Below are 23584 nucleotides of genomic sequence, written 5' to 3' on the forward strand. Positions count from 1 at the left end.
ATGAGCGAGAACGTAGATACTTCCACGGCCCCGCGCCGGATCGGCAAGCCGGCAAGCCGATTCTCGGCCCTGTTTGAAAGCAAGCAACTGGGCTGGGCCGCTTTCGGCATCGCCGTGGTCTTCCCGTTCATCCTGGCCAGCAACTACGCCATGAACATTGCCACCACCGCAGTGATCTTTGTGTTGCTGGCCTCCGGGTTGAACATTGTGGTGGGCTACTGCGGCCTCCTGGACCTGGGCTATATCGCCTTCATGGCGGTGGGGGCATATACCGCCGGCATCGTGTCCAAGGCGTGGGAGCTACCCATCCTCTTCACCATCCCGGCCGTGCTGGTCATGACCATCCTGGCCGGACTCATCATCGGCGCCCCCACACTGCGGCTGCGCAGTGACTATCTGGCCATCGTGACCCTCGGCTTTGGGGAGATCATCCGGCTGACGGCCAACAACCTGACCATCACCGGTGGTCCCTCCGGAATCTATGGCATTCCCGGCATACACCTGTTCGGCATGAACCTCTCCAACCCCGTGCCGTTCTACTACTTTTGCGTGGTGTTCGTCAGCCTGTTGGTCCTGGGCTCCGCGCGCCTGGGCAAATCCCGGCTGGGACGCGCGTGGCGTTTTGTCCGTGAGGACGAGGACGCCGCCGAGGCCATGGGCATCCACACCTACAAGGTGAAGCTGGCGGCCTACATCTTTGGTGCCATTTGGGGAGGACTTGGAGGCATGCTCTTTGCCGCACATCTCTCGGCGATCTCACCACAGAGTTTCGTGTTCTTGCAGTCCGCACTTGTGCTGATGGCCGTGGTTCTGGGCGGCATGGGCAACACCCGCGGCGTGGTGGTGGGAGCGGTTGTCATCTCGCTGCTGCCGGAGTTCCTGCGAGACATGGGCAACCTGCGGTACGTGATCTTTGGCGTCGTACTGATCCTGGTCATGGTGCTGCGGCCCCAAGGGTTCTGGCCTGCCCGTGCCTTTGAAGTGGAAAAGAGCGACGACGAAGAAGGGCCAGGCGGCGGCACCAAAGGCACCCGCCGGGACCGCCGGAAAACCGCGTCAGCAAACTCGGCGACAGGAGAAAACGCATGAGCCCGCTGCTGGAAGTCAAAGATCTACAGATCGCCTTTGGCGGGGTGAAAGCCGTCAACGGGCTCTCCTTCACCGCGGACGCAGGCGAGATCGTCTCGGTGATTGGACCCAACGGGGCGGGGAAGACCAGCGCCTTCAACTGCATCACCGGCTTCTACAAGCCCGTCAGCGGCACCGTCAAGGTCGACGGGCAGGACATCACGGGCAAGCGCCCTGCGGTCATCGCAGCAACGGGAGTCACCCGCACCTTCCAAAACCTGCGCCTGTTTCCGGATCTGACAGTGCTGGACAATGTGCGCGGTGGCATGCACCTCTACGGTGGCCAGAACTTTGTCGACGCATTATTCCACACCCCCCGCTACCGCAAGAGTGAGGCGTTCTACACCGAGGAGGCACACCGCTGGCTGGACTTTGTGGGCTACAAGGGCGGGCGGGGCATCCCCGTGAGAAACCTGGCTTACGGCCAGCAACGGCAGGTGGAGATGGCGCGGGCCATGGCGCGCAAGGCCAAACTTGTGCTGCTGGATGAGCCAGGTGCCGGGCTGAACCACTCGGAGAAACGTGATCTGCTGGAACTGTGCCGCAAGATCCGGGACCTGGGGGCCGCCGTCGTGCTGATTGAGCATGACATGAGCGTTGTCATGGAAGTCAGCGAACGGGTGGTGGTGATGAACTTTGGCAAGGAGATCGCCGACGGCACGCCGGCCCAGGTGAAGATCAACCCGGCCGTCATCGAGGCGTATCTGGGCAAGGACGACGACGCTGAGCCGCCAACGCGCAGCGCCACCTCCGTGGAGGATGCCGAAGCGGCGGCAAACGCCGCAGCCAATGCGCAGTTCGAGGGAGGCGAATCCTGATGTCAATGCTCGAATTTGACAACGTGGAGGTGTATTACGGCAAGATCCAGGCGCTGCGCGGCATCAGCGTCCGTGTTGAAGAGGGCGAGATCGTGGCCTTGCTGGGCAACAACGGGGCGGGGAAAACCACCACGCTTTCGGCTGCGTCGGCCATCGTGAAGACACACTCCGGGCGAATCAGTTTTGCCGGTACCGACATCACCCGCGCCAAGCCGTGGGACGTGGTGGGCGACGGCCTGATCCACGTGCCGGAGGGGCGGCGGATCTTCTCCACCCTTTCGGTCCTGGAAAACCTGCAACTGGGCGGGTATTTGGTCAAGGACAAGGCGGCGGTGGCCAAGCGGCTCAAGGACGTCTTCGAGCTGTTGCCCTTGCTGGCGCAACGAAGGAGCCAGCAGGGCGGCACTCTCTCAGGCGGCGAGCAGCAGATGCTGGCCATTGGCCGGGCCCTGATTGCCGGGCCCAAGATGCTCATGCTCGACGAGCCGTCCATGGGGTTGGCACCGCTGATCGTGGCCCAGGTCATGCAAGTCATCAAGGAAGTCAACGCCAATGGCACCACCGTGTTGCTCGTGGAGCAGAATGCGCGGGCGGCGCTGAAGATCACCAGCCGCGGCTACGTCATCGAAAACGGTCTCACCACCATGACAGGCACCGGGCCCGAGCTCTTGGCGGATTCACGCATTGTTGAGGCGTATCTTGGCGCTTGACCCCGGGCAGATGAAGGGTCTGCGCATGAAGGCGGCGCAGTGGAAAATTTCAACCGTTGACTACCACACGGCGGGGGAGCCGTTCCGGATAGTGCCGGCACTGCCGTTTCCCATCGAGGGGGACACGGTGCTGGCCCGACGGCAGAACGCCATGGAGGGCCCCGCCGACACCCTGCGCCAGATGCTGGTCAACGAGCCGCGCGGACACGCAGACATGTACGGCGGCTTCATTGTCCCGCCCAACGATTCAGGGGCCCACTTGGGGGTGTTGTTTTGGCACAAGGACGGGTTTTCCACGGCGTGCGGCCACGGCACCATCGCCCTAGGTGCCTGGGCTGTGCGCAGCGGCATGGTACCGGCCCCCGACGACGGCGACACCGACGTGGTCATCGACGTCCCGTCGGGCCGGGTGAAGGCACGGGTGCACACCGAGGACGGACGCATCACCGCGGTGGCGTTCCGCAATGTGCCCTCATTCGTGGCGGTGCGGAACGTGGAAGTTACTACACCGGATTTCGGCACCCTGCGCATTGACGTGTTGTGGGGCGGGGCGCTGTACGCGTCACTGCCGGCGCGGGCGGCAGGGCTGGATATCACGCCGTCGAACCTCAACCGGCTCATTGAGGCTGGGCGGCAAATCAAGGCGGCGCTGGCCGGGCACCCTGCCGCGCAGCACCCCACGGAGACTCGTTTGGACGGCATTTACGGAACCATTTTTCATGAGGATGTTCACGCGGGCGGCGGGCTGGTGCACACCGGGGACCTGGCCCAGCGCAACGTCACGATCTTTGCCGACGGGCAAGTTGACCGCTCACCGTGCGGTTCCGGGACCGCCGCCCGAGTGGCTTCCCTAGCTGCCTCTGGACAGCTCGCGGATGGGCAGGTGCTGGATCACTTCTCCATCATTGACTCCCACTTCACGGCCACGGTGGCGCAGGCCAGTGACGCTGGGGTGATAGTCGATGTCACCTCCAACGCCTTTCCCGTGGGCGAAAGTACCTTCACTCTGGCGGACGACGACGAACTGGGCCTGGGATTCGTGCTGCGGTGAGTGGGGCCCGCGCCTGAGGCCTGTCACGGTTTGTCTCGGAGAGCGTGGGGGATTCGCTGTGGCGGCGTGAAAGCTGGGAAGATTGAGCCATGAGCGATCCGAGTTACACCATTCCTGGCCTGTATGTGAGCGATTTTCGTGTGAGCGTGCCATTGGACTGGTTTGATGAGAGCAACGCCACCACCATTTCGGTTTTCGCGCGCGAGCTTGTTGACCCGGCGCGGCGCCATGAGAAGCTCCCTGTCATGGTCTTCTTGCAGGGCGGCCCCGGAGGTAAGGCCCCGCGTCCCCTGGGCGCCACGGGCTGGATTGGCCAGGCGCTGAAGACCCACCGCGTGGTGCTCCTTGACCAGCGCGGCACGGGCCGCAGCACCCGGGTGGACGCCCGGACCATGGGGCAATTCCCCGACGCGGGAGCGGGTGCGGACTATCTCTCGCATTTCCGGGCCGACTCGATAGTGGCCGACGCCGAACACATCCGAAAGACCCGTTTTGGTGGCCAGCGCTGGTCAACTCTGGGGCAAAGCTATGGCGGCTTCCTGACCCTGACGTACCTTTCACGTGCCCCCGAAGCGCTCACTGCCTGCTATGTGACCGGCGGCCTGGCGAGCGTGCGGCCCGACGCCTCCGAGGTCTACAGGCGCACCTTCCCGCGCACGGCAGCGAAGAACCGCCAGTTTTACGCCCGCTACCCGAAGGATGAGGTCCTGGTTGCCCGCTTGGCCGACCACCTTGGTGCCAATGATGTCAGGCTGCCCGACGGCGACAGGCTCACGGTCCGCCGCCTGCAGACCCTGGGCATCGACTTTGGCATGAAGCCGGGGTTTGAGCGCATGCACTGGCTCCTTGACGAGGCCTTCAGCGACGACGGCGAACACCTCACCGATGGATTCCTGGCCGAGGTGCTGGCCCGCACCTGCTTTGCCGGCAACCCGCTTTTTGCGGCACTGCAGGAGAGTATCTACTCCCACGGTTCCAATGGCCCCACAGCTTGGGCGGCCCAGCGCGAGCTGGCGAACCACCCGGAATTTGCCGACACGGCCCGGCCTCTGATGTTCACCGGGGAGATGATGTTCCCTTGGATGTTTGAGGAGATCCGGCTGTTGCGTCCCTTTGCTGGTGCCGTCAATGAGTTGGCCAGCCGCGAGACGAGCACGCAGCTCTATGACCTGGACAGGCTTGCCGCCAACCAAGTGCCGCTTGCCGCAGCCGTCTATTATGACGACATGTATGTCGACTCCGGACTCCAGCTGGACACCGCTGCAGCGGTGGGGAACGTGCACGCCTGGGTCACGAACGAATTTGAACACGATGGCATTGGCAACGACAAGGTTTTCGCCTACCTGCGCAACACCCTTCACGAGCTGGGCGGGGGAATTGCGTAGTGGACGACACGTCAAGCGGTAGGTCCGCCGCCCAGCACCATGTGGCCCCTGGCCCGATTTCCTTGAAGCCGTCACGGCAGAACCACTCGGGTGCGCATGCGTAGTCCGTGGCGGAACCTCTCGCTCGCCGGCACCCTCAAGGCCGGCGTCTCACCGATGCCGGCCTGGGTGTCCTTTGCCATTGCCTTGATCGTCACAGTGTCGGCCGTCGATGACGTACGGCTGTTCTTTGTGAAATATCAGGACGGGAACTTTCCCTGGTGGATGCTGGCAGGAACAGTAAGCTACTGGGCGCTGTGGATGGCTCTAGCCTTCAGGCCCCACCTTGCCGTCATTCCACTTTTGGCGTTGCTGGTAACCATGTATCCCAACACTCAACCCAGTGGTGGATTACTGCTAATTTTCGCGGCGTTGCCCATTGCCGCGTATCGCGTGTCCACCCGCTCTCTCATTGCCATGGTGGGAGGGTTTCTAGCTTGGCAGCTCGCCTGGGTACTTGGTGTTTCGGATCTGACCCCAGCAGCGCTGTGGGGTTACATTCCATTTACTTTGTTGCTTGTTGCTCCCGGACTCGTTGTGAAACTTCTGCGGAAAAGGGCGATCCAGGCCGAGGTGGCACAAAAGGCGGCCGAAGAAACTGCCGCACGGGCAGCCCTCGAGCAGCGCACGGAGCTTGCCAGGGAGCTTCATGACGTGGTCACCCACGGGCTGACGATGATTGCCGTCCAGGCAAATCTTGGCAAGATCGCTAAGGACGGACCGGCAAAGGAGCAGTCCCTGGACGAGGTTGGGATCATGGCCAGAAACTCCCTCGATGACCTGCGCCGCCTCCTGCGCGCCATGCGCACTGAAGACCTCCCCGCTGTGCCACGGCAGTCCGGGGTGATTGCTGTCCCTACGAGTCCGGCGACCATCGATTTAGCGCTCAGTGTTGCCGAAACCCAAAAGCGGCTCAACAGTCTGGGGGTCCTCACCCTGGTCAAGACGTCCGGGGACCTAGGCCGCACCCCCAACGGACTCCGGTCCACCGTGCTGCGGATCCTGCAGGAAAGCGCCACCAATATTGCCAAGCACACAGGACACAGCAGCGAATGCCACATTTCCCTGGACGTGCAAGAGGATCAGCTTGAACTGGTGGTGCGCAATCGTATGACGCCCGGCAAGCCGCGCCTGCCCGTTTCCGGTACCGGCTTGGTGGGGCTGCGCGAACGGGCCACCCGGTTGGGTGGGACCCTTGAAACTGGCCCGGTGGAGGGCTGGTGGAGCGTCCGAGCCGTACTGCCGTTCCAGGGGCCCCAAAAACTACACTAAGGAATCTTGCCAAAGAGCTTCCAAGGTTGGGCCAAATGGACAATTATAGCCGAATCGCGGCGTTTTTCATGGTCCAATCGGGTTGACGTACCGTTGATGCATTGCCAAGGGAAGCGGAGCAAACGTAGCTTCATAAGTATGAGGGTGAGGCATGCTCCCGTCCGGTCCGGTCGTCAGAGCGTGCTCCCAGTAGCTCAAGGAGAACATCATGAATGCAAAACGCTCAAGCGGCATCTGGCCCGACGGCACCAGCGCCACACCCGCACGCTGAGAGCCGGTGTCCGGGGTTCCCCGGTCCGGATGTCAACAGTGTGTGAAGCGCTTACGTAGAATGTGAGCATGAATGTGAGCGCGGAAACCGCAGAGGCACTCGACGCCGAGACCATTGAAGTGGTCATTGTCGATGACGAAAAATTTGTTCGGGGCGCCTTGCGGACATATCTATCCCAAACGTCAGACGTGGTGGTGGTGGGCGAAGGCGAGAACGGCCTCGATGCCATCCGCTTGGTGCGCGAGCTTCATCCGCAGGTCATCCTGATAGACATTCAAATGCCCGGCATGGATGGCATAACCGCCATCGGGCACCTCGTGGAGGAATTTCCGGAGATCCGGATCCTGGTGGTCACCGGCCACGTTGAGGATGGGCACCTGAAGTCCGCGCTGATGGCAGGCGCCAGCGGCTATGTGGTCAAGGACGCGGAGCCGGAAAGAATCATTGCAGCCGTCCGGGAAGTACATGCCGGGGAATGCCCCATCGACCCGGCCGTCACCCACCTGCTGGTCGCCGACGTCCGCAAGAGCCGCCCCGCCAAATCGGAGCACCCGGAGATTGAACTCTCGGAACGGGAGGAAGGTGTGCTGAAACTTCTTTGCGAAGGCAAGAGCAACAGCGAAATCGCCTCGGCCCTCTACCTTTCCGAATCCACCGTCAAGTACCACCTGGTCCGTTTGGGCCGGAAGTTCTCAGCCAGGGACCGCCTGCAGCTTGTCATTTCTGCGCTGCGTTCGGGCGCTGTCGCCTAAGGGAAAGACACTAATCCCAGGGCTAGTGGAGAAGACTATCCAAAAGGACAGGTGAACAAAGGTGCTTTAGCCGTATCCGGGTAGGGTTCAGGGACCTATGCTAAGGAACGTCCCTGCTCCGGCGGCTGTGACCGCCCACCGTGAAAGGCTCTTCCATGAAAACTCGCATCACTTCCTTGAGTATTGCAGCTATCCTCACCGCCGGCTTGGTCATGGCACCCGGCGTGGCCATGGCAGCCACTACCACGACTCCTGTTGCTTCCACTTCCGCAAGCAATTCGCTCATGATGGGCGGCGTGGCCTCCACTTACGGCATGTGGTTTATTCCTTGCGACCTTGGCTTCGTGAAGTGGTGCTAACACTGGGTTGAGACCTGCGTAAAATAGGCAACAAAAACGCTGGTGGAATGTGACATTGCACTGCTAGGGTGGGTGTGTAATAGGATGGTGGCGGTGTTGCCAGTGCCCAAGGGGCGGCAGCAAAAACCGCTGTCCCCGGGCAACTGACCCTTTGTAAGGGGAGCACCATGACAAGCCGCACCCACCCTTGGCAGGGCATCCACGTTGCCACCGCCCTTCCGTTCAACGACGACGGTAGCGTCGACCATCTCGGTTTTGGCAACCATGTGGCGTGGCTGGCAGCCAATGGCTGCGACGGCGTGTGCCCCAACGGCTCCCTGGGGGAGTACCAGACCTTGACCCCGGAGGAACGGGCCAAGGTGGTGGAAACCGCAGTGGCCGCCTCTCCCGAAGGCTTCACCGTCATGCCCGGTGTTGCGGCCTATGGTGCCGACGAATCCCGCCGCTGGGCCGAACAAGCCCGTGACGCAGGCGCAGCTTCTGTCCTGGCACTGCCGCCGAACACCTTCAAGGCAGATGAGGAAACGGTGGTTGCACACTACCGTGAGGTGGCGAAGGCCGGCTTGCCCGTAGTCGCCTACAACAACCCGTACGACACCAAGGTGGACTTGTCTGCGGCCCTGCTGGCACGCCTGCACGCCGAGGGCCTGATTGTGGCCGTAAAGGAATTCACCGGTGACGTGCGCCGCGCCTACGAGATTGCCGAGCTGGCCCCCGAATTGGACCTGCTGGTTGGCTCCGACGACGTCCTGCTGGAACTCGGCATCGCAGGCGCCGTGGGTTGGATTGCCGGCTATCCCAATGCGATCCCGCAAAGCACGGTGAGACTGTACGAGCTGGTCACCAGCGGCAAGGCAGAAGACATCACCACAGCACTTCCCATCTACCGTGATCTGCACTCCCTGCTGCGTTGGGATTCCAAGACCGAGTTTGTCCAGGCGATCAAGCTCTCAATGGACATTGCCGGGCGCAAGGGCGGCGCCTGCCGCCAGCCGCGCAGCCCGCTCCCTGCGGATACGGCAGCCCGCATCACCGCCGACACCGAGGCCGTGCTGGCCAAGGGCTACAGGTAAAGGGCGCGCCATGCGATCCAAGAGGGTTTTTCACGCCGTCGACTCCCACACGGAGGGCATGCCCACGCGCGTCATCATCGGCGGGATGGGCACCATCCCCGGCGCCACCATGGCTGAACGGCGCCAATGGTTTATCGAGAACAGCGACGACGTGCGGACCTTGCTGATGTGCGAACCTCGTGGGCACGCCTCCATGAGCGGGGCCATCCTGCAACCACCCACCCGCCCCGACGCCGACTACGGCGTGCTGTTCATTGAAGTCTCCGGACTGCTGCCCATGTGCGGCCACGGCACCATCGGCGTGGCCACGGTGCTGGTGGAAACCGGCATGGTGCCCGTGGTGGAACCAGTGACCACCATCCGGCTCGACACTCCTGCCGGGCTAGTCGTGGCCGAGGTGGCGGTGGAAAACGGTGCGGCCAAGAAGGTGACTATCCGCAATGTGCCATCGTTCTCGCTGGCCCTGGACCAAACCGTGGAAGTCGATGGTTTTGGTGAGGTTCACTATGACATGGCCTTCGGCGGCAACTTTTACGCCGTCGTCGAACTCTCCGAACTGGGCCTGCCGTTTGAGCGTGCGGCGAAGGACCGCCTGCTCGACGCCGGTCTGAAGATCATGGACGCCATCAACAACCACAACTCCCCGGTGCACCCGGAACGGGCCGACATCAACGGCTGTCACCATGTGTATCTCAAGGCTCCCGGCTCCACGGCCAAGCATTCACGCCACGCCATGGCCATCTACCCCGGATGGTTTGACAGGTCCCCGTGCGGCACCGGGACCAGCGCCCGGATGGCACAATTGCACGCACGCGGGGAACTGGCCCTGAACGCCGACTTTGTGAACGAAAGCTACATTGGCACTCAGTTCATCGGCCGGCTGGTGGAAGAAACCACCGTGGGCGGGCTACCTGCCGTGGTGCCGACCATCAGCGGACGCGCCTGGATCACCGGCACGGCCCAGTACCATCTGGACCCGGATGACCCCTTCCCTGCAGGGTTCGCGCTGTGAATGAGCTGACGCTGACCGACGTCGAGCAGGACATGCTCGACGGCGGGCGCGGTCCCGGGGTGGCCATGGCCATGCGCATGGTGGTGGCGCTGGCACGCGTGCTCGGCGCGCAGCAACTGCTTCCCATCACCAACGCGCACATTGACAGCTGCCTCTACCACGGCCAGGCCGGGCTCGACTTCGCCCAGAAACTGGCCGATCTTGGTGCAACCGTGTCCGTGCCCACCACGCTGAACACCAGCTCCCTGGACCTGTTGCACCCCGGACTCGTCAGGTTGCCGCCCGAGGACGCCGTGCCCGCCCGTGCGCTCATGGACGCCTACCGTGCCCTGGGTGCCCGCGCCACGTGGACGTGCGCCCCCTACCAAAGCACGGAGCGGCCAGCGTTCGGGGAGGACATAGCGTGGGCTGAGTCGAACGCCATCGTCTTTGCCAACTCGGTTCTGGGTGCCCGCACCGAACGCTATGGCGACTTCATCGACATCTGCGCCGCCATCACCGGCCGCGTCCCGCACGCGGGCCTGCACCTGCCCGAGCGCCGTAACCCCACCGTGGAGTTGGACTGTTCGGCGCTGTCCTTGGCCATGCTGGGGCACGAGGCCGTGTGGGCGGCGTTGGGGGATGTGGTGGGGCGGCAGTCAGGTACCGGGATTCCCCTGCTGACGGGGATCGACCCCTCAGTGGTGGACGAAGACAAACTCAAAGCACTGGGGGCCACGGCAGCCTCCTCCGGGGGTGTGGCTCTGTTCCATGTGGCGGGCGTGACCCCCGAGGCGCGCTCAGCCGGCAACGATCCTGCCTGGACCGGCTTGCCGACGGTGGCCATTACCGCCGAGATGTTGCGTGGTGCCCGTGACGAACTTTCCAGTGGCGCCGACTTTTCCCTTCCGCTGGACGCTGTGGCCCTGGGAACCCCGCACTTTTCGCTGCGGGAATTTGAAAAACTCGCCGTGGCACTGGAAGGCACAGTCCCATTCCATCCAGGGTGCACGGTGTGGATCAACACCTCCCGGGAAGTGCTGGCCCAGGCGCAGGAGGCCGGCTTCGTCCAGGCAGCACAGGATCGTGGCGCCAAAATCGTCGTCGACACCTGCACTTACATCACACCCATCCTGAGACCGGAGGAGCGAACCGTCATGACGCCGTCGGGCAAATGGGCCTGGTATGCGCCAATGAATATTGGTGTGGACGTGGTGTTTGGCACCCTGCATGAATGCCTGTCCTCCGCCCGTACCGGAAAGGTGGTCCGCGATGAGCGCCAATGGAGCTGAACGTGCCCTGTCCGGAACAACGCTGTGTGCCGGGGAGGCGTCCGGGACGTTGCTGGTGCTGGCCGAGCCGCTGTCTTTCTGGGGTGGCACCGACCGGAAAACCGGCATGATCATTGACACCCACCACCCGCAGCATGGCATCTCGATGGCGGGGTGCGTGCTGCTGATGGACGCCTCACGGGGTTCCAGTTCCTCCTCCTCGGTGCTGGCCGAACAGCTCCGCGCCGGTGTGGGGCCGGCGGCGATCCTGCTCACGGCCCGTGACGCCATCGTGGCCCTGGGTGCCTTGGCGGCCGCCGAGCTTTATGACACGCATATGCCAATTGTGTTGCTCGACGCCGCTGCGGCCACCGCGCTGCGCCGCAATGCTGAGCTGGGCGATTATAGTGCGGGTGTACTAAAATCATTCGCGCGCCATATTTCGGTGCGTGCCGATGCGGACGGGCGTGCCGACGTTGTGCTGGCTTACCCCACTGATCACACCCACTGATCACACTCACTGACAAAGGATCGCCATGACCCTGCCTTACATTGACGCTGCAGCCCTGACTGCCTTGCTGCCCCCGGCTGTTGCGGTTGCCGCACTCGAGGAGGCCTTGCAGGCAGGCCTGGATCCCGAACTTGACTCGCCCAGGATATTCGCGCCGCTGGATGCCGGTGAGTTCTTGCTTATGCCGGCGCAGTCGGCGAAGTATGCCGGCGTCAAGGTGGCCACCGTGGCGCCGGGCAATCCCGCCAAGGGTCATCCAAAGATTCAAGGTACCTACCTTTTGCTCGACAAGGGCACCTTGACGCCACTGGCAGTCATGGACGGGGCTGAGCTCACACTGATTCGAACGCCCGCCGTGACAACCTTGGCGCTGAAGCACCTCTTGGCATTGCGAGGTGCGCAGTCAGCCGGAACCGCTGTGGTCTTTGGATCCTCGCTGCAAGCCGATCGCCACATTGCCGCGCTGCAGGAGGTCTGCGGCATTGACTCGCTGATCATCGTCGGACGAAGCCCCGAGACTGCCGCAGCCTTGGCAAAGAAGTGGGCCGAGCGGGGACTGACTGCCCGCGTCGGCGACGTTTCGGACGTGGCCGTTGCGGACGTTGTGGTGTGTGCCAGCTCGTCGGCCACCCCACTTTTTAATGGTGAGCTCGTGGCTGCCCATGCGGTGGTGGCCGCGATTGGTTCCCATGGTCTGGACGCGCGGGAGATTGACCCTGAGCTGGCACGGCGGGCCGAGGTGGTGGTGGAAGGACGTGGCTCCGCGCTGCGTGAGGCCGGCGATTTGATTCCAGCCCGATCCGCTGAACAGTGGCAGGAGCGGGGGTTGGCGACTCTCTCGGACCTGGTCAATGGACGGTTCGCCCCGGAGCCTAACAAGCCGTTGTTGTATACGGGAGTGGGAATGTCCTGGGAGGACATCGTCGCCGCCGGACGGGCGTTTGAGCTGTTTGCGGCAACAGCTCTTCCGATCGACTAAAATACCATATTGTAGTGGGACGCCTGTTCCGCACTTAGTGTTCTAACGGGGGTTGGAGGCGTCATGAGTTCACTTGAACTATCTCATTTGACCGTGGTCAAGAAGAACGTCAGCCTGCGTGAAACCGTGACGCTGGCCCTGCGTGCCGCCGTCATTTCCGGGGAGATGAAGCCAGGGGAAGTCTACTCCGCGCCCACTCTGGGTAAACGCTTCGGGGTCTCACCAACGCCGGTCCGCGAAGCCATGCTTGACCTGGTCAAGGAAGGCCTGGTTGTCTCCTTGCCCAACAAGGGCTTTCGCGTCACCGAAGTCTCCGACGACGACCTGGATGAGATCACGGCCCTGCGCCTGTTGATAGAGCCTCCCACTGTTCGGCTGGTGACACCGCTGATTGACGACGCCGGGCTGGCCAGGTTGCGTGAGATGGCGGCTGCGATCGTGAACTTTGCCGGGGAGGGCGATCTGATCGCCTATACCGAGGCCGACCGCCAATTCCATATTGCCGTGCTTGAGTACAGCGGCAACAAACGCCTGCTGTCCTTGATCTCCGAACTGCGCTCACACACCCGCCTGCTGGGGCTGGCACCGCTGGCCGCCTCAGGCAAGCTGCGCGAGATGGCCGTAGAGCACATTGAATTGGTGGACTTGATGGCTGCAGGAAAAGCCGATGAAGCACAGGAACTGATGACGCAGCACATCGGCCACGTCCGGGGGGAATGGGCGCAACACTAACCGGCGGATCTCGACGGGCTCGATCAACGGTGGTTGAGCTTGTCGAGACCCCTATTGCCCCGTTGTAATATGTGACATACTACTGATTATGGATCTTCCCCGATTCGCAGACGTTGTGGTCATTGGTGCCGGTGCCGTGGGTGCCGCGTGCGCATATTTTGCCGCGCAGGCAGGGCTTGGCGTGGCTGTTGTTGACCGCAGCTCTATTGCCGGCGGTACTTCAAGCGCCTGCGAAGGCAACATTCTTCTCTCGGACAAGGAAGCTGGCCCGGAGCTCGCACTCGCCCAATATTCCCAAGGATTGTGGCGCGGTGAGCTTGCCGAGTTTGGCCACCTGTGGGAGTTTGAGTCCAAGGGTGGTCTGGTGGTCTCCGCCAGGCCCGGGACCCAAGCCAACTTGACGCTGTTGGCGGCCCGGCAGCGCGATGCCGGGATCGACGTCGAACTGGTGGACACCGCGGGCCTCACGGACTACGAGCCACATTTGGCCAGCGGGATGGCTGGTGGCGCTTTTTACGCCCAGGACGCCCAGGTCCAGCCCATGCTCGCTGCCGCGCACCTGCTCCGTCTGGCCCGCGGACTGGGCGCCACCGTCCACACCAACACGCGCGTCACAGCTTTTCTGCGCCACGGTGACCACGTCACGGGCGTGGTCACCAGCAAGGGAACCATCGCGGCCGCGGCCGTTGTCAACGCGGCCGGTACGTGGGGCGCGGCCCTTGCCGGGCTGGCCCACGTCAGCGTCCCGGTGTTGCCGCGCAAGGGCTACGTCATGGTGACTGAGCCGCTCCCGGAACTAGTGCGGCACAAGGTGTATGCGGCCGAGTACGTGGACAATGTGGCAAGTTCCGACGCCGGCCTGCAAACCTCCCCCGTCGTCGAGGGGACCCGCGGGGGAACCATCCTGATTGGCTCGAGCCGCGAACGCATTGGCTTTGACAAGTCCGTCAACCCGCTGGTCCTGGCCGAGATGGCAGGCAAGGCCATTGCCCTCTTCCCCTTCCTGGCGGACGTTTTGGCGCTCCGCAGCTACTCGGGCTTCCGCCCCTACTGCCCGGACCACCTGCCCGTCATCGGCCCCGATCCCCGGGCACCCGGGCTGTGGCACGCTTGCGGGCATGAAGGTGCCGGGATCGGGCTCTCGGTGGGCACGGGCGCGCTGATAGCTGCCTCGCTGACGGGGTCCGCCCCGGCCCTGGACCTGGTCCCTTTTGCCCCGGAACGTTTTGACTCCCTGCGACAGGAGGCCCATGCCTGAGATCCAGCTTTCACTTGACGGAGCGCCCCTGACGGCCCGCCCCGGCCAAACAGTGGGCGCAGCCCTCAGTGATGCGGGCATCACTTCGTGGCGGACAACACGCAACGCGCGGCGTCCCCGGGGCTTGTTTTGTGGCATCGGTGTCTGCTTCGATTGCCTTTTGACGGTCGACGGCGCCCCCAACCAGCGCGCCTGCCTCACCCCTGCGCGGGACGGCATGGCCCTGGACACCGGATGTGCGCAACAGGCAGCATCCTCGCAAGATGGTTCGCAAGATGGTTCGCAAGATGGTTCGCAAGACGATGCGCGTGACGGGGGAGCGGCATGAACTTTGACGTGGCAGTGGTGGGGGCCGGCCCGGCGGGGTTGGCGGCGGCAGTCCACGCCGCAGATTCGGGGCTTTCGGTGGTCCTGATCGACGCAGGCACGCAACCGGGCGGGCAGTTTTGGCGTCATCCCGATGAGGCGGCCGCCGAAGACCCCGTTGAGGGGGCACATCACCACGACTGGAAGCGGTTCGTAGACCTTCGGGCACGCCTGTACGCCCACGAGGCTACTGGCATCATCACGTATTTGCGTAACACCCAGGTGTGGCTCATTGAGCACGGCACCGCAACAACAGTCCTGCGCCTGACGCCCACAGTGGCGGTGGACGGCCACGGCCCCGGGCTGGCCACCCCGGGAATGGTCGCCGCACGCCACGTGATCCTGTGCCCCGGCGGTTATGACAGGCAACTTCCGGTTCCGGGCTGGGACCTGCCCGGCGTCATGGCAGCTGGCGGTGTCCAGGCGCTTCTGAAGGGCAACCGTTCGGCGGCAGGAAGCGTCGCCGTCGTCGGTGGGACAGGGCCATTCCTGCTCCCTGTGGCCACCGGTCTTGCCTCAGCGGGTGTGAAGGTGGCCGCGATTTGTGAGGCCAACAGCCCCACCGGCTGGTTGAAGAATCTGCGCGGTGCCGTCCAGGCGCCCGGGAAAGTGCCTGAGGGGGTGGAATATGCCGCGGTTCTGGCCAGGCACCGGATTCCCTACCGCGTACGTACCGCCATCACCGCGATCCACGGCACCGACAAAGTGGCGGCGGTGACCATCGCCAAACTGGCGGCCGACGGTTCCGTGCTGCCCGGGACCGGCCGGCGCGTGCCGTGCGACCTCGTGGCGCTGGGCTGGGGCTTCACGGCCCAGCTGGAACTGGTGCTCGCAGCTGGCGCGGAGACCGCCGTCGACGTGGACGGCTCTCTGATCGCCGTGGTCGACGAACGCTTGCGGAGCACGGCCTCGGGCGTGAGTGTTGCGGGCGAGGCCACCGGGGTGGGCGGGGCAGCCATGGCCGTGGTGGAAGGCGAATTGGCCGCCCTATGCGTCGCTGCCGAGGACGGGCTGGCCAGCGCCGGCAGTGCAGCCGTGGGTGCGCGGATTGCTACCCTGCAGCGCAAGCGTGTCAGGTTGCGAGCGTTCGCCGTGGCGATGCACCGCGCCAATCCCGTCCCCGCCCGCTGGCAAGAATGGCTGACGGAGGACACCGTGGTGTGCCGCTGCGAGGAAGTGACGTACGGGGCCCTGTGTAACGCCCATACGGAGCTCGGCGCGCAGGACGCCCGCAGCATGAAATCCTTGGCCCGCCCCGGCATGGGATGGTGCCAGGGGCGTGTGTGCGGCTATGCCACAGCGTCCATTGCGGGCCACTTTGCCGGGCGTCCGACGTCGGCCGATGACTTGCGCTCCATGGCGAAGCGAACGCTCGCCGCACCCGTGACCTTGGGCCAGCTCGCCGCCCTGACCCCCAATATCCTCAGCAACCCCGACGAAGGACTGTGACCATGACCGTGCTCCCCAATACCTCCACCACCGCCAGCGAGCTTGAAGGCATGCTGGCCGCCGCAGAGACCGCCGCCACCGACTGGGCGCAGCGCCCGGCAGCCGGGCGGGCGGACGCCCTTGTGGCGGTCGCCGAGGCACTTGACGCCGCCGCGGACCAGCTGGTTCCCGTGGCGCAGGAGGAGACCAACCTGCCCCCTGCCCGGCTGAACGGGGAGCTGAAGCGGACCACGTTCCAGTTGCGGCTCTTCGCCGAAATGCTCCTGGACGGCGGCTACCTGGACGCCCGCATCGACCATGGCGACCCCGCCTGGCCCATGGGCGCCCGCCCCGACATCCGCCGGGTCCTTGAGCCGCTGGGACCTGTTGTGGTGTTTGCTGCCAGCAACTTCCCCTTTGCCTTCAGTGTCATGGGCGGTGACACGTGTTCGGCGCTCGCCGCCGGGTGCTCCGTTGTTGTCAAGGTGCACTCCGGGCACCCACGGCTGTCGGCCGCCGTCGGGCGAATTGCCGGTGAGGCCCTGCGTGGGGCAGGCGCCCCCGACGGCTTGCTGGCGCTGGTCTACGGCACCCAGGCCGGCCGGGACGCGCTGCTTGATCCGCGGATCAAGGCCGGCGCGTTTACGGGGTCGATCTCCGGTGGCCGGGCCCTGTTTGACCTAGCAAATTCGCGTCCCGAACCGATCCCGTTTTACGGGGAATTGGGCAGTGTGAACCCCGTGTTTGTCACGGAGGCCGCAGCCGCCGCCCGTGGTTCGGAGATCGTTTCCGAGTTTGTGGGGTCCTACACCCTGGGCGCAGGCCAGTTCTGCACCAAGCCGGGCATTTTGTTGGTGCCGGAGGCATCCTCGATGGTTCAGGAACTTTCCGCGACGGACCGCCCGGCGCCGGCCAAGCTGCTCAACGAGCGGATCCAGTCCGGCTACACCAGCTCGCTTGAGGGGTTGTTGAAGCACGACGCCGTGGACTCCCTGGGCGGGACCGAGGACATTCTGGCGTTCCCGCCCGCCCCGGCCCTGAACATCACCACGGCCTCGGCCCTTTTGGCCGATCCCGAGGGCCTGATCACCGAGTGCTTTGGCCCGTCGGCGCTGGTTGCCACCTACCAGTCCGAGGAGGAACTGCTCGCCGTGGCACGCGTCCTCGACGGCCAGCTGACAGCCACCATCCAGGGCGAGGACACGGACGCCGTGGCGCCCGAGCTGGTGCGTGTACTGGCCGGGAAGGCCGGACGGGTGCTCTGGAACCAGTGGCCCACAGGGGTTTCGGTCACGTACGCCCAGCAGCACGGCGGACCATACCCGGCCACCACGGCACCCACGTCCACCTCGGTGGGTACCGCGAGTATCTCCCGCTTCCTGCGCCCGGTGGCGTACCAGGGCCTGCCGGCGCACCTGCTGCCCGGCGCCCTGCGCGATGAGAACCCGTTGGGCGTCCCCCAACGTGTGAACGGTGCACTCTCTATCTGAGCCGGTCAACCCCGTCTACCAGGCGCCGGGCTGGTTTTTCGTAGGCGACGTCAACGAGGCCTATGGCCGCCGGCGGCCATAGGCCTCGAATTCGCCGAGAAAATGCTGGCCAAGCGCGAGGATCTCGACAGGCTCGATCACCGGGCGCTTCGATCACCGGAGCCTCAATCGCCGCGGGTTAGAAGCCGGAGGCCTTGCGGTAGCGCTGCATCTGCTGGTGGCGGCGCTGCAGGCTGTCGCGGCGGGGGGTTTGCTCCAGGGCGGGGTCCTCGGCCGTGAGGTCGATGTGCCGTTGACCAAACTGCCACAGCAGCAGGTCATCGAGGAGCCTGTCGGGGCCGGGCGAGTACCTGTGGTCCAGCGCCTTACGCACATTGGAGATGATGGCCGGCTGCAACAGGGCGGCCAGGTCGATGGTTTTGGTGAGCCCGTGCGCGGCCACCAGCTCCGCAGCCCAGCCCCAGTCGTCGTCGGCCTTCCTGTCAACGTGCGGCAGAAGTGTCTGCCACACAGCCTTGATCCTGTTCGGCGTCAGGGAAACCTTGCCCTCGCCGTCGGCGTCCCAAAAACTTGTGACGGTCTCATACCTGTCGTGTAGCTCAGAAAATGCCTGCTCCACGGTTTCCAGCATGGCTGCCGTGGCGGTGAACTGCCTGTCAAAGAAGGGGCTCCAGGCGCGGGGGTCCTGGGCCTTGAAACGGATGTCGTGCTCAATCTCGCTCCAGGCGTGCGCAAAGACGGTGCGAATCTGCAACTCAAACATGTAACTGCCATTAGCTTTTGCTTCGGGGTCCAGCACCTCCTGGTAGGCGCGCACAACGTCGTTTTGGATGCTGCGCAGGATCAGGTGCCGGCTGGAATAGCCGTAGGTTCCCGATTCGATGGAGCCGATGTCCTTTTCCCGATCGCCGCGGCAGTCGAAAATGTTCCGGCGTCGCTTGATCAGGTTCGCCGCCTGCGCGTTCTCGCCGGGCAGGGTGGTGATGACACGCACACCCACCATGTCGGTCAGGTTGCGCAGCGGCTCCGGAAATTGCAGGGCCGGCGGCGCATCAGGCTCCGGGGCCACCATGCGTGAGGCCTTTTCCCGGAAGGACTCGACGGTCTTGGTGCGGCTGGTGACAAAGAGCGGCTTGTCCTCCGCGTCGTCCATGACCTCGCGGACCAGCGACTCCATCTCCGCAGTGATCCGTTCCAGCTTCGGCCGGGCGCGTTCGAACGCGGCGACGGAGGCAAGGACGGATGGACGCAACGAATCGTCGAGGCGCTCCCAATGGCTACTCATGGTCTCGAGCCTAAACGCCACGGCCCTGCCTGCGCCAGCGACGCACCCAACCGTCGCCTAGTGTTCTTTTTGTGGGTCCGTCTTTGGATGGACGTAGGCTGTTGCCATGCTGACGGTAATCGGTGAGACATTGATCGACGAAGTGGTGCGCCCAGGCCAGGCGGCGCTCCCGCATGTGGGTGGAAGCCCCATGAACGTGGCGGTGGGGCTGGCGCGGTTGGGGCACCCCGTGCAGTTCCTTGGCCGATTTGGCCGCGACGCCTACGGCGACATGGTGGCCGGGCACCTGCGCGAGAATGACGTGCTGGTCCCGGTGGCCCCCGACGCGCACCCCACCTCCATCGCCCGTGCGGTGCTGGATGAGGACGGCGCTGCCAGCTACGAATTTTCGCTCCTCTGGGAGCTGCCCAAGGTTGCCCCAACCGCCGACGGTGCCCCGAACTTCATGCTCGCCGCCACCACGGTGCTGCACACCGGGTCCATCGCCACCATGCTGGCACCGGGAGCGGATCAGGTGTTTGCGGCCGTGCTCCAAGCCCACCCGGCGGCCACCATCAGCTACGACCCCAACTGCCGACCCAGCATCATCACCGATGCGGGCTACGCCCGGAAGCAGGCGGAAAAATTCGTCAAGCTGGCCGACGTCGTCAAGGCCTCCGACGAGGATCTCGCCTGGCTGTACCCGGGAGTTGACGTGCTGGAGTCGGCCCGCACCTGGCTGGCTTCCGGCGGAGAGGAAGGCCCCGCCGTCGTGGTGGTCACCCGGGGCGCGGACGGGCCGTGGGCGGTCTGCGCCGCTGGGGAAGCCCACTGCGCCGTGCCGCCCACCAAGGTGGTGGACACCGTGGGGGCAGGGGATTCGTTCATGGCCGCCCTGTTGTCGGCCGTGGTTGAGCGCGAACTTGACGGCGCCCAACGCCGCACCGCACTCCGCGCCATCAGCTGCGAACAGCTGGAAGAACTGCTCCGCTACGCCGCCCGCGCGGCCGCCATCACCGTTTCCCGGGCCGGCGCCAATCCGCCCACCCGCGCCGAACTATTGAAAGGCTGAGACCATGTACGACTACGATCCTTATGCATTCCTCACCCCTGTCCCGAGCTTCACGCTCACCAGCACCTCCCTGGCCGACGGCACCACCATGCCGATTGCGCAGCTCAACGCCGGAGGCCATCGGGGCGGGCTGGACCTTTCCCCGCAACTGTCGTGGCAGGGCTTCCCGGCCGGCACTCACAGTTTTGCCGTCACCATGTTTGACCCCGACGCGCCCACCGCATCCGGTTTTTGGCATTGGGCGGTGGCCAATGTCCCGGTGTCGGTGACGGACCTGGCTGAAGGTGCCGGCGATGCCCGCGACTCCGCCGGCCTGCCCTCCGGTGCGCTGACCTTGAAGAACGACGGCGGATACCCCGGATACATGGGCGCGGCCCCTCCCGCAGGGCACGGGCCGCATAGGTACATGGTGGTGGTGCACGCCGTGGACGTTCACACCCTGGAGCTGCCCTCAGGGGCGACGCCCGCCGTCCTGGGCTTCAACCTCCACTTCCACACCCTGGCCCGCGCCCGCCTGACGGGTATCTTCGAGGTGTAGCCCTTTTATGCGCCGCGGCCGTGGTGGGCATGGCGCACAACAGAACAGTTCAGCGAAGTTCGATAGCCTTGGGTATGCGCTTAATTGCTAGTGACATTGACGGAACCATTCTGGGCCACGACGGCACCATCACTCAGCGGACCATTGAAGCGTTCGCGGCCGCGGCGGAAGCCGGGGTTGAGATCGTGTTCGTCACGGGCCGCCCGCCACGCTGGCTTGACCCGATCCGGGAACAGATCGGCCACACAGGCACCGTAATCTGCTCTAATGGTGCCGCCACCTACAGCCTGGAAACAGAATCGGTGGTCTCCTCCCACGTGCTGTCCTGGGACACAGTGACAGCGGTCAAGCAGCGTGTTGAATCGCTTGCCCCGCACTCACACTTCGCGCTGGAGTCACTGACAGGCCTGCACGTCGAGGAAGGCTTCCTGACGCCGAACCGGGTCTCCGACGCTGAGCACTACGCGCCGGTGGCCCTGACCCCGGACATGGCCGACGGCGGTATTGTGAAAATGTTGGCGGTCCTGCACACAGGCAACGCCGACGAATTCCTGCATCTGGTGCGCCCAGCCATCGGCAAGCTGATAGCAGTGACGCATTCGGCACCCGAGCTGGCCCTATTGGAAATGGGCCCCGTGGGTGTCAACAAGGCCGTCACGCTCGCCGAATATGCCGCAACTAAGGGCATCGGCGCCGCGGACGTGGTGGCCTTCGGCGATATGCCTAACGACATTGAAATGCTCGGCTGGGCCGGGGCCGGCTATGCCATGGCGAGTGGGCACCCCTCCGCCTTGGCTGCAGCCCGGTTGACGGCGCCGCGCTTCGAGGACGACGGCGTGGCCCAAGTGATCGAGGCCCGCCTGGCCGCGCTCCACCTGGCCTAGGCGGCGGCCGTGAAGGTACCCAAGCCGTATCTGGAGTCGCCGGAGCCGCTGGCCATCGCGCACCGCGGATTCTCCTTAGCCGGGCTGGAGAACTCGCTGGTTGCGTTCCAGGCGGCGCTCGCGCAGGGCTATCAATACGTTGAAACCGACATCAACACCACCGCCGACGGTGTGACCCTGGTGTTCCATGACCCCTCCTTGGAGAGGGCCACGGACCAGCGCGGGCTGATAGCGGAACTACCATACGCCGTCGTCCGTAACTCACTGATCGGCGGGCAGGAGCCCATCCCCACGCTGCGCGAATTCTTTGCGGCCCTGCCCGACGCCCGGTTCAACATCGACGTCAAGGACGCGGGCTCGGTGGCCACGCTGGCGGAACTCATTGAGGAACTGGGCCTGCACGAGAGGGTCTGTGTGGCGTCGTTCTCGGATAAGCGCAGGCGCCAGGTGCTGGCGAAGCTGAGCAAGCCGGTGGCGAGCTCGCCGGGGCTGAACCTGACGGTGGCCTATGTGCTGCTGGGACCCTGGCTGCCGGCGCGGCTGATGCGTGCCCTCCTTCGGGACGTGGACGTGCTGCAGATTCCACGCAATTTTGGGAGGCTGAAGCTGGTGTCGCGGCGTTCCGTGGCTCGCGCCCACCGGCTGGGGCTGAAACTGCACGTTTGGACCATCAACGATCCGGCGCAGATGAACGAACTCTTTGACCTGGGTGTGGACGGCGTCATGACCGACAGGGCCGATCTGCTGGCCGGGGTCATGCGGGCGCGCGGCTACTGGCCCACGCCGTAACATGGGCCGCGGACTGGCAGGATAGAAGCATGCGAATTTTGATTGCACCGGACAAGTTCAAGGGCACCCTGACCGGCGTCCAGGCAGCCGCCGCCATGAGTGAGGGGGCCCTGCGTGTCTACCCCGAGGCTGTTGTGACGATGCTGCCCGTGGCCGACGGCGGTGAAGGCACCTTGGAGGCGGCCGTCGCGGCAGGCTTTACGGAACGGTTCAACACAGTGGTGGGGCCCATCATCAAGCCCGCCGGTGCCGTGTGGGGGATCCACCGGCAGACTCGCGTGGCCGTCATTGAGACGGCGCAGGCCAGCGGCTACCTGCTGTGCGAGCCCACGGTGGAAAACTCGTTGCGCGCCCATTCCTACGGATCCGGCCAGCTGATTGTTGCCGCCTTGGAGGCCGGCGCCACCGAAATCATCGTCGGCCTGGGCGGATCGGCCATGACCGACGCCGGATCCGGCGCCCTGCGCGCACTGGGCCTGAAATTACTGGACGGCCAGGGGCACCTGGTGCCGCTGGGTGGCGGATCCCTGCTCGATGTGGCCGCGATCGACGCCTCCGGCCTGGACCCGCGCCTGGCCGGCGTGAAAATCCGGATGGCCGTGGACGTGGACAACCCGCTGTACGGCTACAACGGCGCAGCCCATGTCTTCTCCGCCCAAAAGGGTGCCGACGACGACGCTGTCCAAAAGCTCGACGCCGGGCTTCGCCACCTTGCCTCGCTGGTCAGGGAAGCCACCGGCGTGGACGTCGACGTTGCCGGAGCCGGCGCTGCCGGAGGGTTCCCAGCCTTGTTCCTGGCTTACGCCGGCGCCACCATTGAGCGTGGCTTTGACCTGGTGGCCGAGATGATCGGCTTGGACGAGGCCTTGGCTGACACAGATCTGGTCATTACCGGCGAAGGGTCCATGGATGAGCAGTCACTGTCTGGGAAGGCGCCCATCGGCGTGGCCGACGCCGCCCACGCGAGGGGACTACCCGTCGTCGTGGTGGCCGGACGGATCACCGTGACACCGCAGGAACTGGCCAAACATGGCGTGGTGGCAGCCGTCAGTGCCACGGATGTGGCCGGATCGCCCGAGGCCGCCCTGGCCGACGCCGCCCGCTACACGATCCGCGCCACCTCGGAGGCCCTCAACGGCATCTAGCCCCGAAC

Annotated in this window: 24 protein-coding genes; 23 read left to right on the forward strand and 1 reads right to left on the reverse strand. The window is 64.6% G+C overall.

Annotated features, from left to right (window positions below):
• The 18 genes from AOC05_RS16115 (at position 1) to AOC05_RS16200 (ending at position 17884) form a co-directional block, all read left to right on the forward strand.
• Complete coding sequence (locus AOC05_RS16115; protein WP_082358036.1) at positions 1 to 1089, forward strand: branched-chain amino acid ABC transporter permease; 1089 nt, start codon at positions 1 to 3, stop codon at positions 1087 to 1089.
• The gene (locus tag AOC05_RS16120) at positions 1086 to 1946 is read left to right on the forward strand and encodes an ABC transporter ATP-binding protein (RefSeq protein ID WP_082358037.1); all 861 of its coding nucleotides are present in this window, start codon (positions 1086 to 1088) and stop codon (positions 1944 to 1946) included. Before AOC05_RS16115 ends, AOC05_RS16120 begins: the two co-directional genes overlap by 4 nt.
• A gap of 5 nt (positions 1947 to 1951) precedes the next feature.
• Complete coding sequence (locus tag AOC05_RS16125; protein ID WP_062009924.1) at positions 1952 to 2656, forward strand: ABC transporter ATP-binding protein; 705 nt, start codon at positions 1952 to 1954, stop codon at positions 2654 to 2656.
• Entirely contained in the window at positions 2646 to 3707 is a 1062-nt protein-coding gene (locus AOC05_RS16130; protein ID WP_230085404.1) for a proline racemase family protein, read from the forward strand. Before AOC05_RS16125 ends, AOC05_RS16130 begins: the two co-directional genes overlap by 11 nt.
• Positions 3708 to 3796: 89 nt before the next feature.
• Complete coding sequence (locus AOC05_RS16135; RefSeq protein WP_062008311.1) at positions 3797 to 5092, forward strand: alpha/beta fold hydrolase; 1296 nt, start codon at positions 3797 to 3799, stop codon at positions 5090 to 5092.
• A gap of 96 nt (positions 5093 to 5188) precedes the next feature.
• Positions 5189 to 6403: a sensor histidine kinase gene (locus AOC05_RS16140; protein ID WP_062008313.1), complete on the forward strand. Its 1215-nt coding sequence runs from the start codon at positions 5189 to 5191 to the stop codon at positions 6401 to 6403.
• 339 nt (positions 6404 to 6742) lie between these two features.
• Positions 6743 to 7426: a response regulator gene (locus AOC05_RS16145; RefSeq protein WP_062008315.1), complete on the forward strand. Its 684-nt coding sequence runs from the start codon at positions 6743 to 6745 to the stop codon at positions 7424 to 7426.
• A 155-nt stretch (positions 7427 to 7581) separates the two neighbouring features.
• Positions 7582 to 7785, forward strand: coding sequence for a hypothetical protein (locus AOC05_RS16150; protein WP_157375014.1), 204 nt, complete (start codon positions 7582 to 7584; stop codon positions 7783 to 7785).
• Positions 7786 to 7952: 167 nt separating this feature from the next.
• Positions 7953 to 8858 (forward strand): dihydrodipicolinate synthase family protein, encoded by a 906-nt coding sequence (locus tag AOC05_RS16155; RefSeq protein WP_062008319.1) that lies wholly within the window; start codon positions 7953 to 7955, stop codon positions 8856 to 8858.
• 10 nt (positions 8859 to 8868) lie between these two features.
• Complete coding sequence (locus AOC05_RS16160; protein WP_062008321.1) at positions 8869 to 9870, forward strand: proline racemase family protein; 1002 nt, start codon at positions 8869 to 8871, stop codon at positions 9868 to 9870.
• Positions 9867 to 11141 carry an aconitase X gene (locus AOC05_RS16165; protein WP_197277844.1) on the forward strand — a complete coding sequence of 425 codons (1275 nt, stop codon included), beginning with the start codon at positions 9867 to 9869 and terminating at the stop codon, positions 11139 to 11141. Before AOC05_RS16160 ends, AOC05_RS16165 begins: the two co-directional genes overlap by 4 nt.
• On the forward strand, positions 11122 to 11631 hold the full coding sequence (locus AOC05_RS16170; RefSeq protein ID WP_082358038.1) for an aconitase X swivel domain-containing protein: 510 nt from the start codon (positions 11122 to 11124) through the stop codon (positions 11629 to 11631). The genes AOC05_RS16165 and AOC05_RS16170 overlap by 20 nt, the downstream gene beginning before the upstream one ends.
• 25 nt (positions 11632 to 11656) lie before the next feature.
• Positions 11657 to 12610 carry an ornithine cyclodeaminase family protein gene (locus AOC05_RS16175; protein WP_062008323.1) on the forward strand — a complete coding sequence of 318 codons (954 nt, stop codon included), beginning with the start codon at positions 11657 to 11659 and terminating at the stop codon, positions 12608 to 12610.
• A 63-nt stretch (positions 12611 to 12673) separates the two neighbouring features.
• Complete coding sequence (locus AOC05_RS16180) at positions 12674 to 13342, forward strand: GntR family transcriptional regulator (RefSeq protein ID WP_062008325.1); 669 nt, start codon at positions 12674 to 12676, stop codon at positions 13340 to 13342.
• Between the two features lie 88 nt (positions 13343 to 13430).
• Positions 13431 to 14600, forward strand: a complete 1170-nt coding sequence (locus AOC05_RS16185; RefSeq protein WP_062008327.1) for an NAD(P)/FAD-dependent oxidoreductase — start codon at positions 13431 to 13433, stop codon at positions 14598 to 14600.
• On the forward strand, positions 14593 to 14928 hold the full coding sequence (locus AOC05_RS16190; RefSeq protein ID WP_062008330.1) for a (2Fe-2S)-binding protein: 336 nt from the start codon (positions 14593 to 14595) through the stop codon (positions 14926 to 14928). The genes AOC05_RS16185 and AOC05_RS16190 overlap by 8 nt, the downstream gene beginning before the upstream one ends.
• Positions 14925 to 16415 (forward strand): FAD-dependent oxidoreductase, encoded by a 1491-nt coding sequence (locus tag AOC05_RS16195; RefSeq protein WP_062008332.1) that lies wholly within the window; start codon positions 14925 to 14927, stop codon positions 16413 to 16415. The genes AOC05_RS16190 and AOC05_RS16195 overlap by 4 nt, the downstream gene beginning before the upstream one ends.
• A gap of 2 nt (positions 16416 to 16417) precedes the next feature.
• Positions 16418 to 17884, forward strand: coding sequence for an aldehyde dehydrogenase (NADP(+)) (locus AOC05_RS16200; RefSeq protein WP_062008334.1), 1467 nt, complete (start codon positions 16418 to 16420; stop codon positions 17882 to 17884).
• Positions 17885 to 18062: 178 nt separating this feature from the next.
• Here the strand turns inward: AOC05_RS16200 and AOC05_RS16205 are convergent, their stop codons facing one another.
• Positions 18063 to 19169 (reverse strand): GTP pyrophosphokinase, encoded by a 1107-nt coding sequence (locus AOC05_RS16205; RefSeq protein WP_062008336.1) that lies wholly within the window; start codon positions 19167 to 19169, stop codon positions 18063 to 18065.
• A 106-nt stretch (positions 19170 to 19275) separates the two neighbouring features.
• Between AOC05_RS16205 and AOC05_RS16210 the strand changes: the two genes are divergently transcribed.
• The 5 genes from AOC05_RS16210 (at position 19276) to AOC05_RS16230 (ending at position 23576) form a co-directional block, all read left to right on the forward strand.
• Positions 19276 to 20220, forward strand: a complete 945-nt coding sequence (locus tag AOC05_RS16210; RefSeq protein ID WP_062008338.1) for a carbohydrate kinase family protein — start codon at positions 19276 to 19278, stop codon at positions 20218 to 20220.
• Between the two features lie 4 nt (positions 20221 to 20224).
• Positions 20225 to 20758, forward strand: a complete 534-nt coding sequence (locus AOC05_RS16215; protein ID WP_062008340.1) for a YbhB/YbcL family Raf kinase inhibitor-like protein — start codon at positions 20225 to 20227, stop codon at positions 20756 to 20758.
• Positions 20759 to 20832: 74 nt separating this feature from the next.
• Entirely contained in the window at positions 20833 to 21642 is an 810-nt protein-coding gene (locus AOC05_RS16220; RefSeq protein WP_062008342.1) for a Cof-type HAD-IIB family hydrolase, read from the forward strand.
• A gap of 9 nt (positions 21643 to 21651) precedes the next feature.
• Positions 21652 to 22431, forward strand: coding sequence for a glycerophosphodiester phosphodiesterase (locus AOC05_RS16225; protein ID WP_062008345.1), 780 nt, complete (start codon positions 21652 to 21654; stop codon positions 22429 to 22431).
• Between the two features lie 29 nt (positions 22432 to 22460).
• A complete protein-coding gene (locus AOC05_RS16230) occupies positions 22461 to 23576 on the forward strand; it encodes a glycerate kinase (RefSeq protein ID WP_062008347.1) in 1116 nt (371 codons plus the stop codon).
• The last annotated feature ends 8 nt before the right edge of the window (positions 23577 to 23584 follow it).

Source organism: Arthrobacter alpinus, assembly GCF_001294625.1.
GTDB lineage: Bacteria > Actinomycetota > Actinomycetes > Actinomycetales > Micrococcaceae > Specibacter > Specibacter alpinus_A.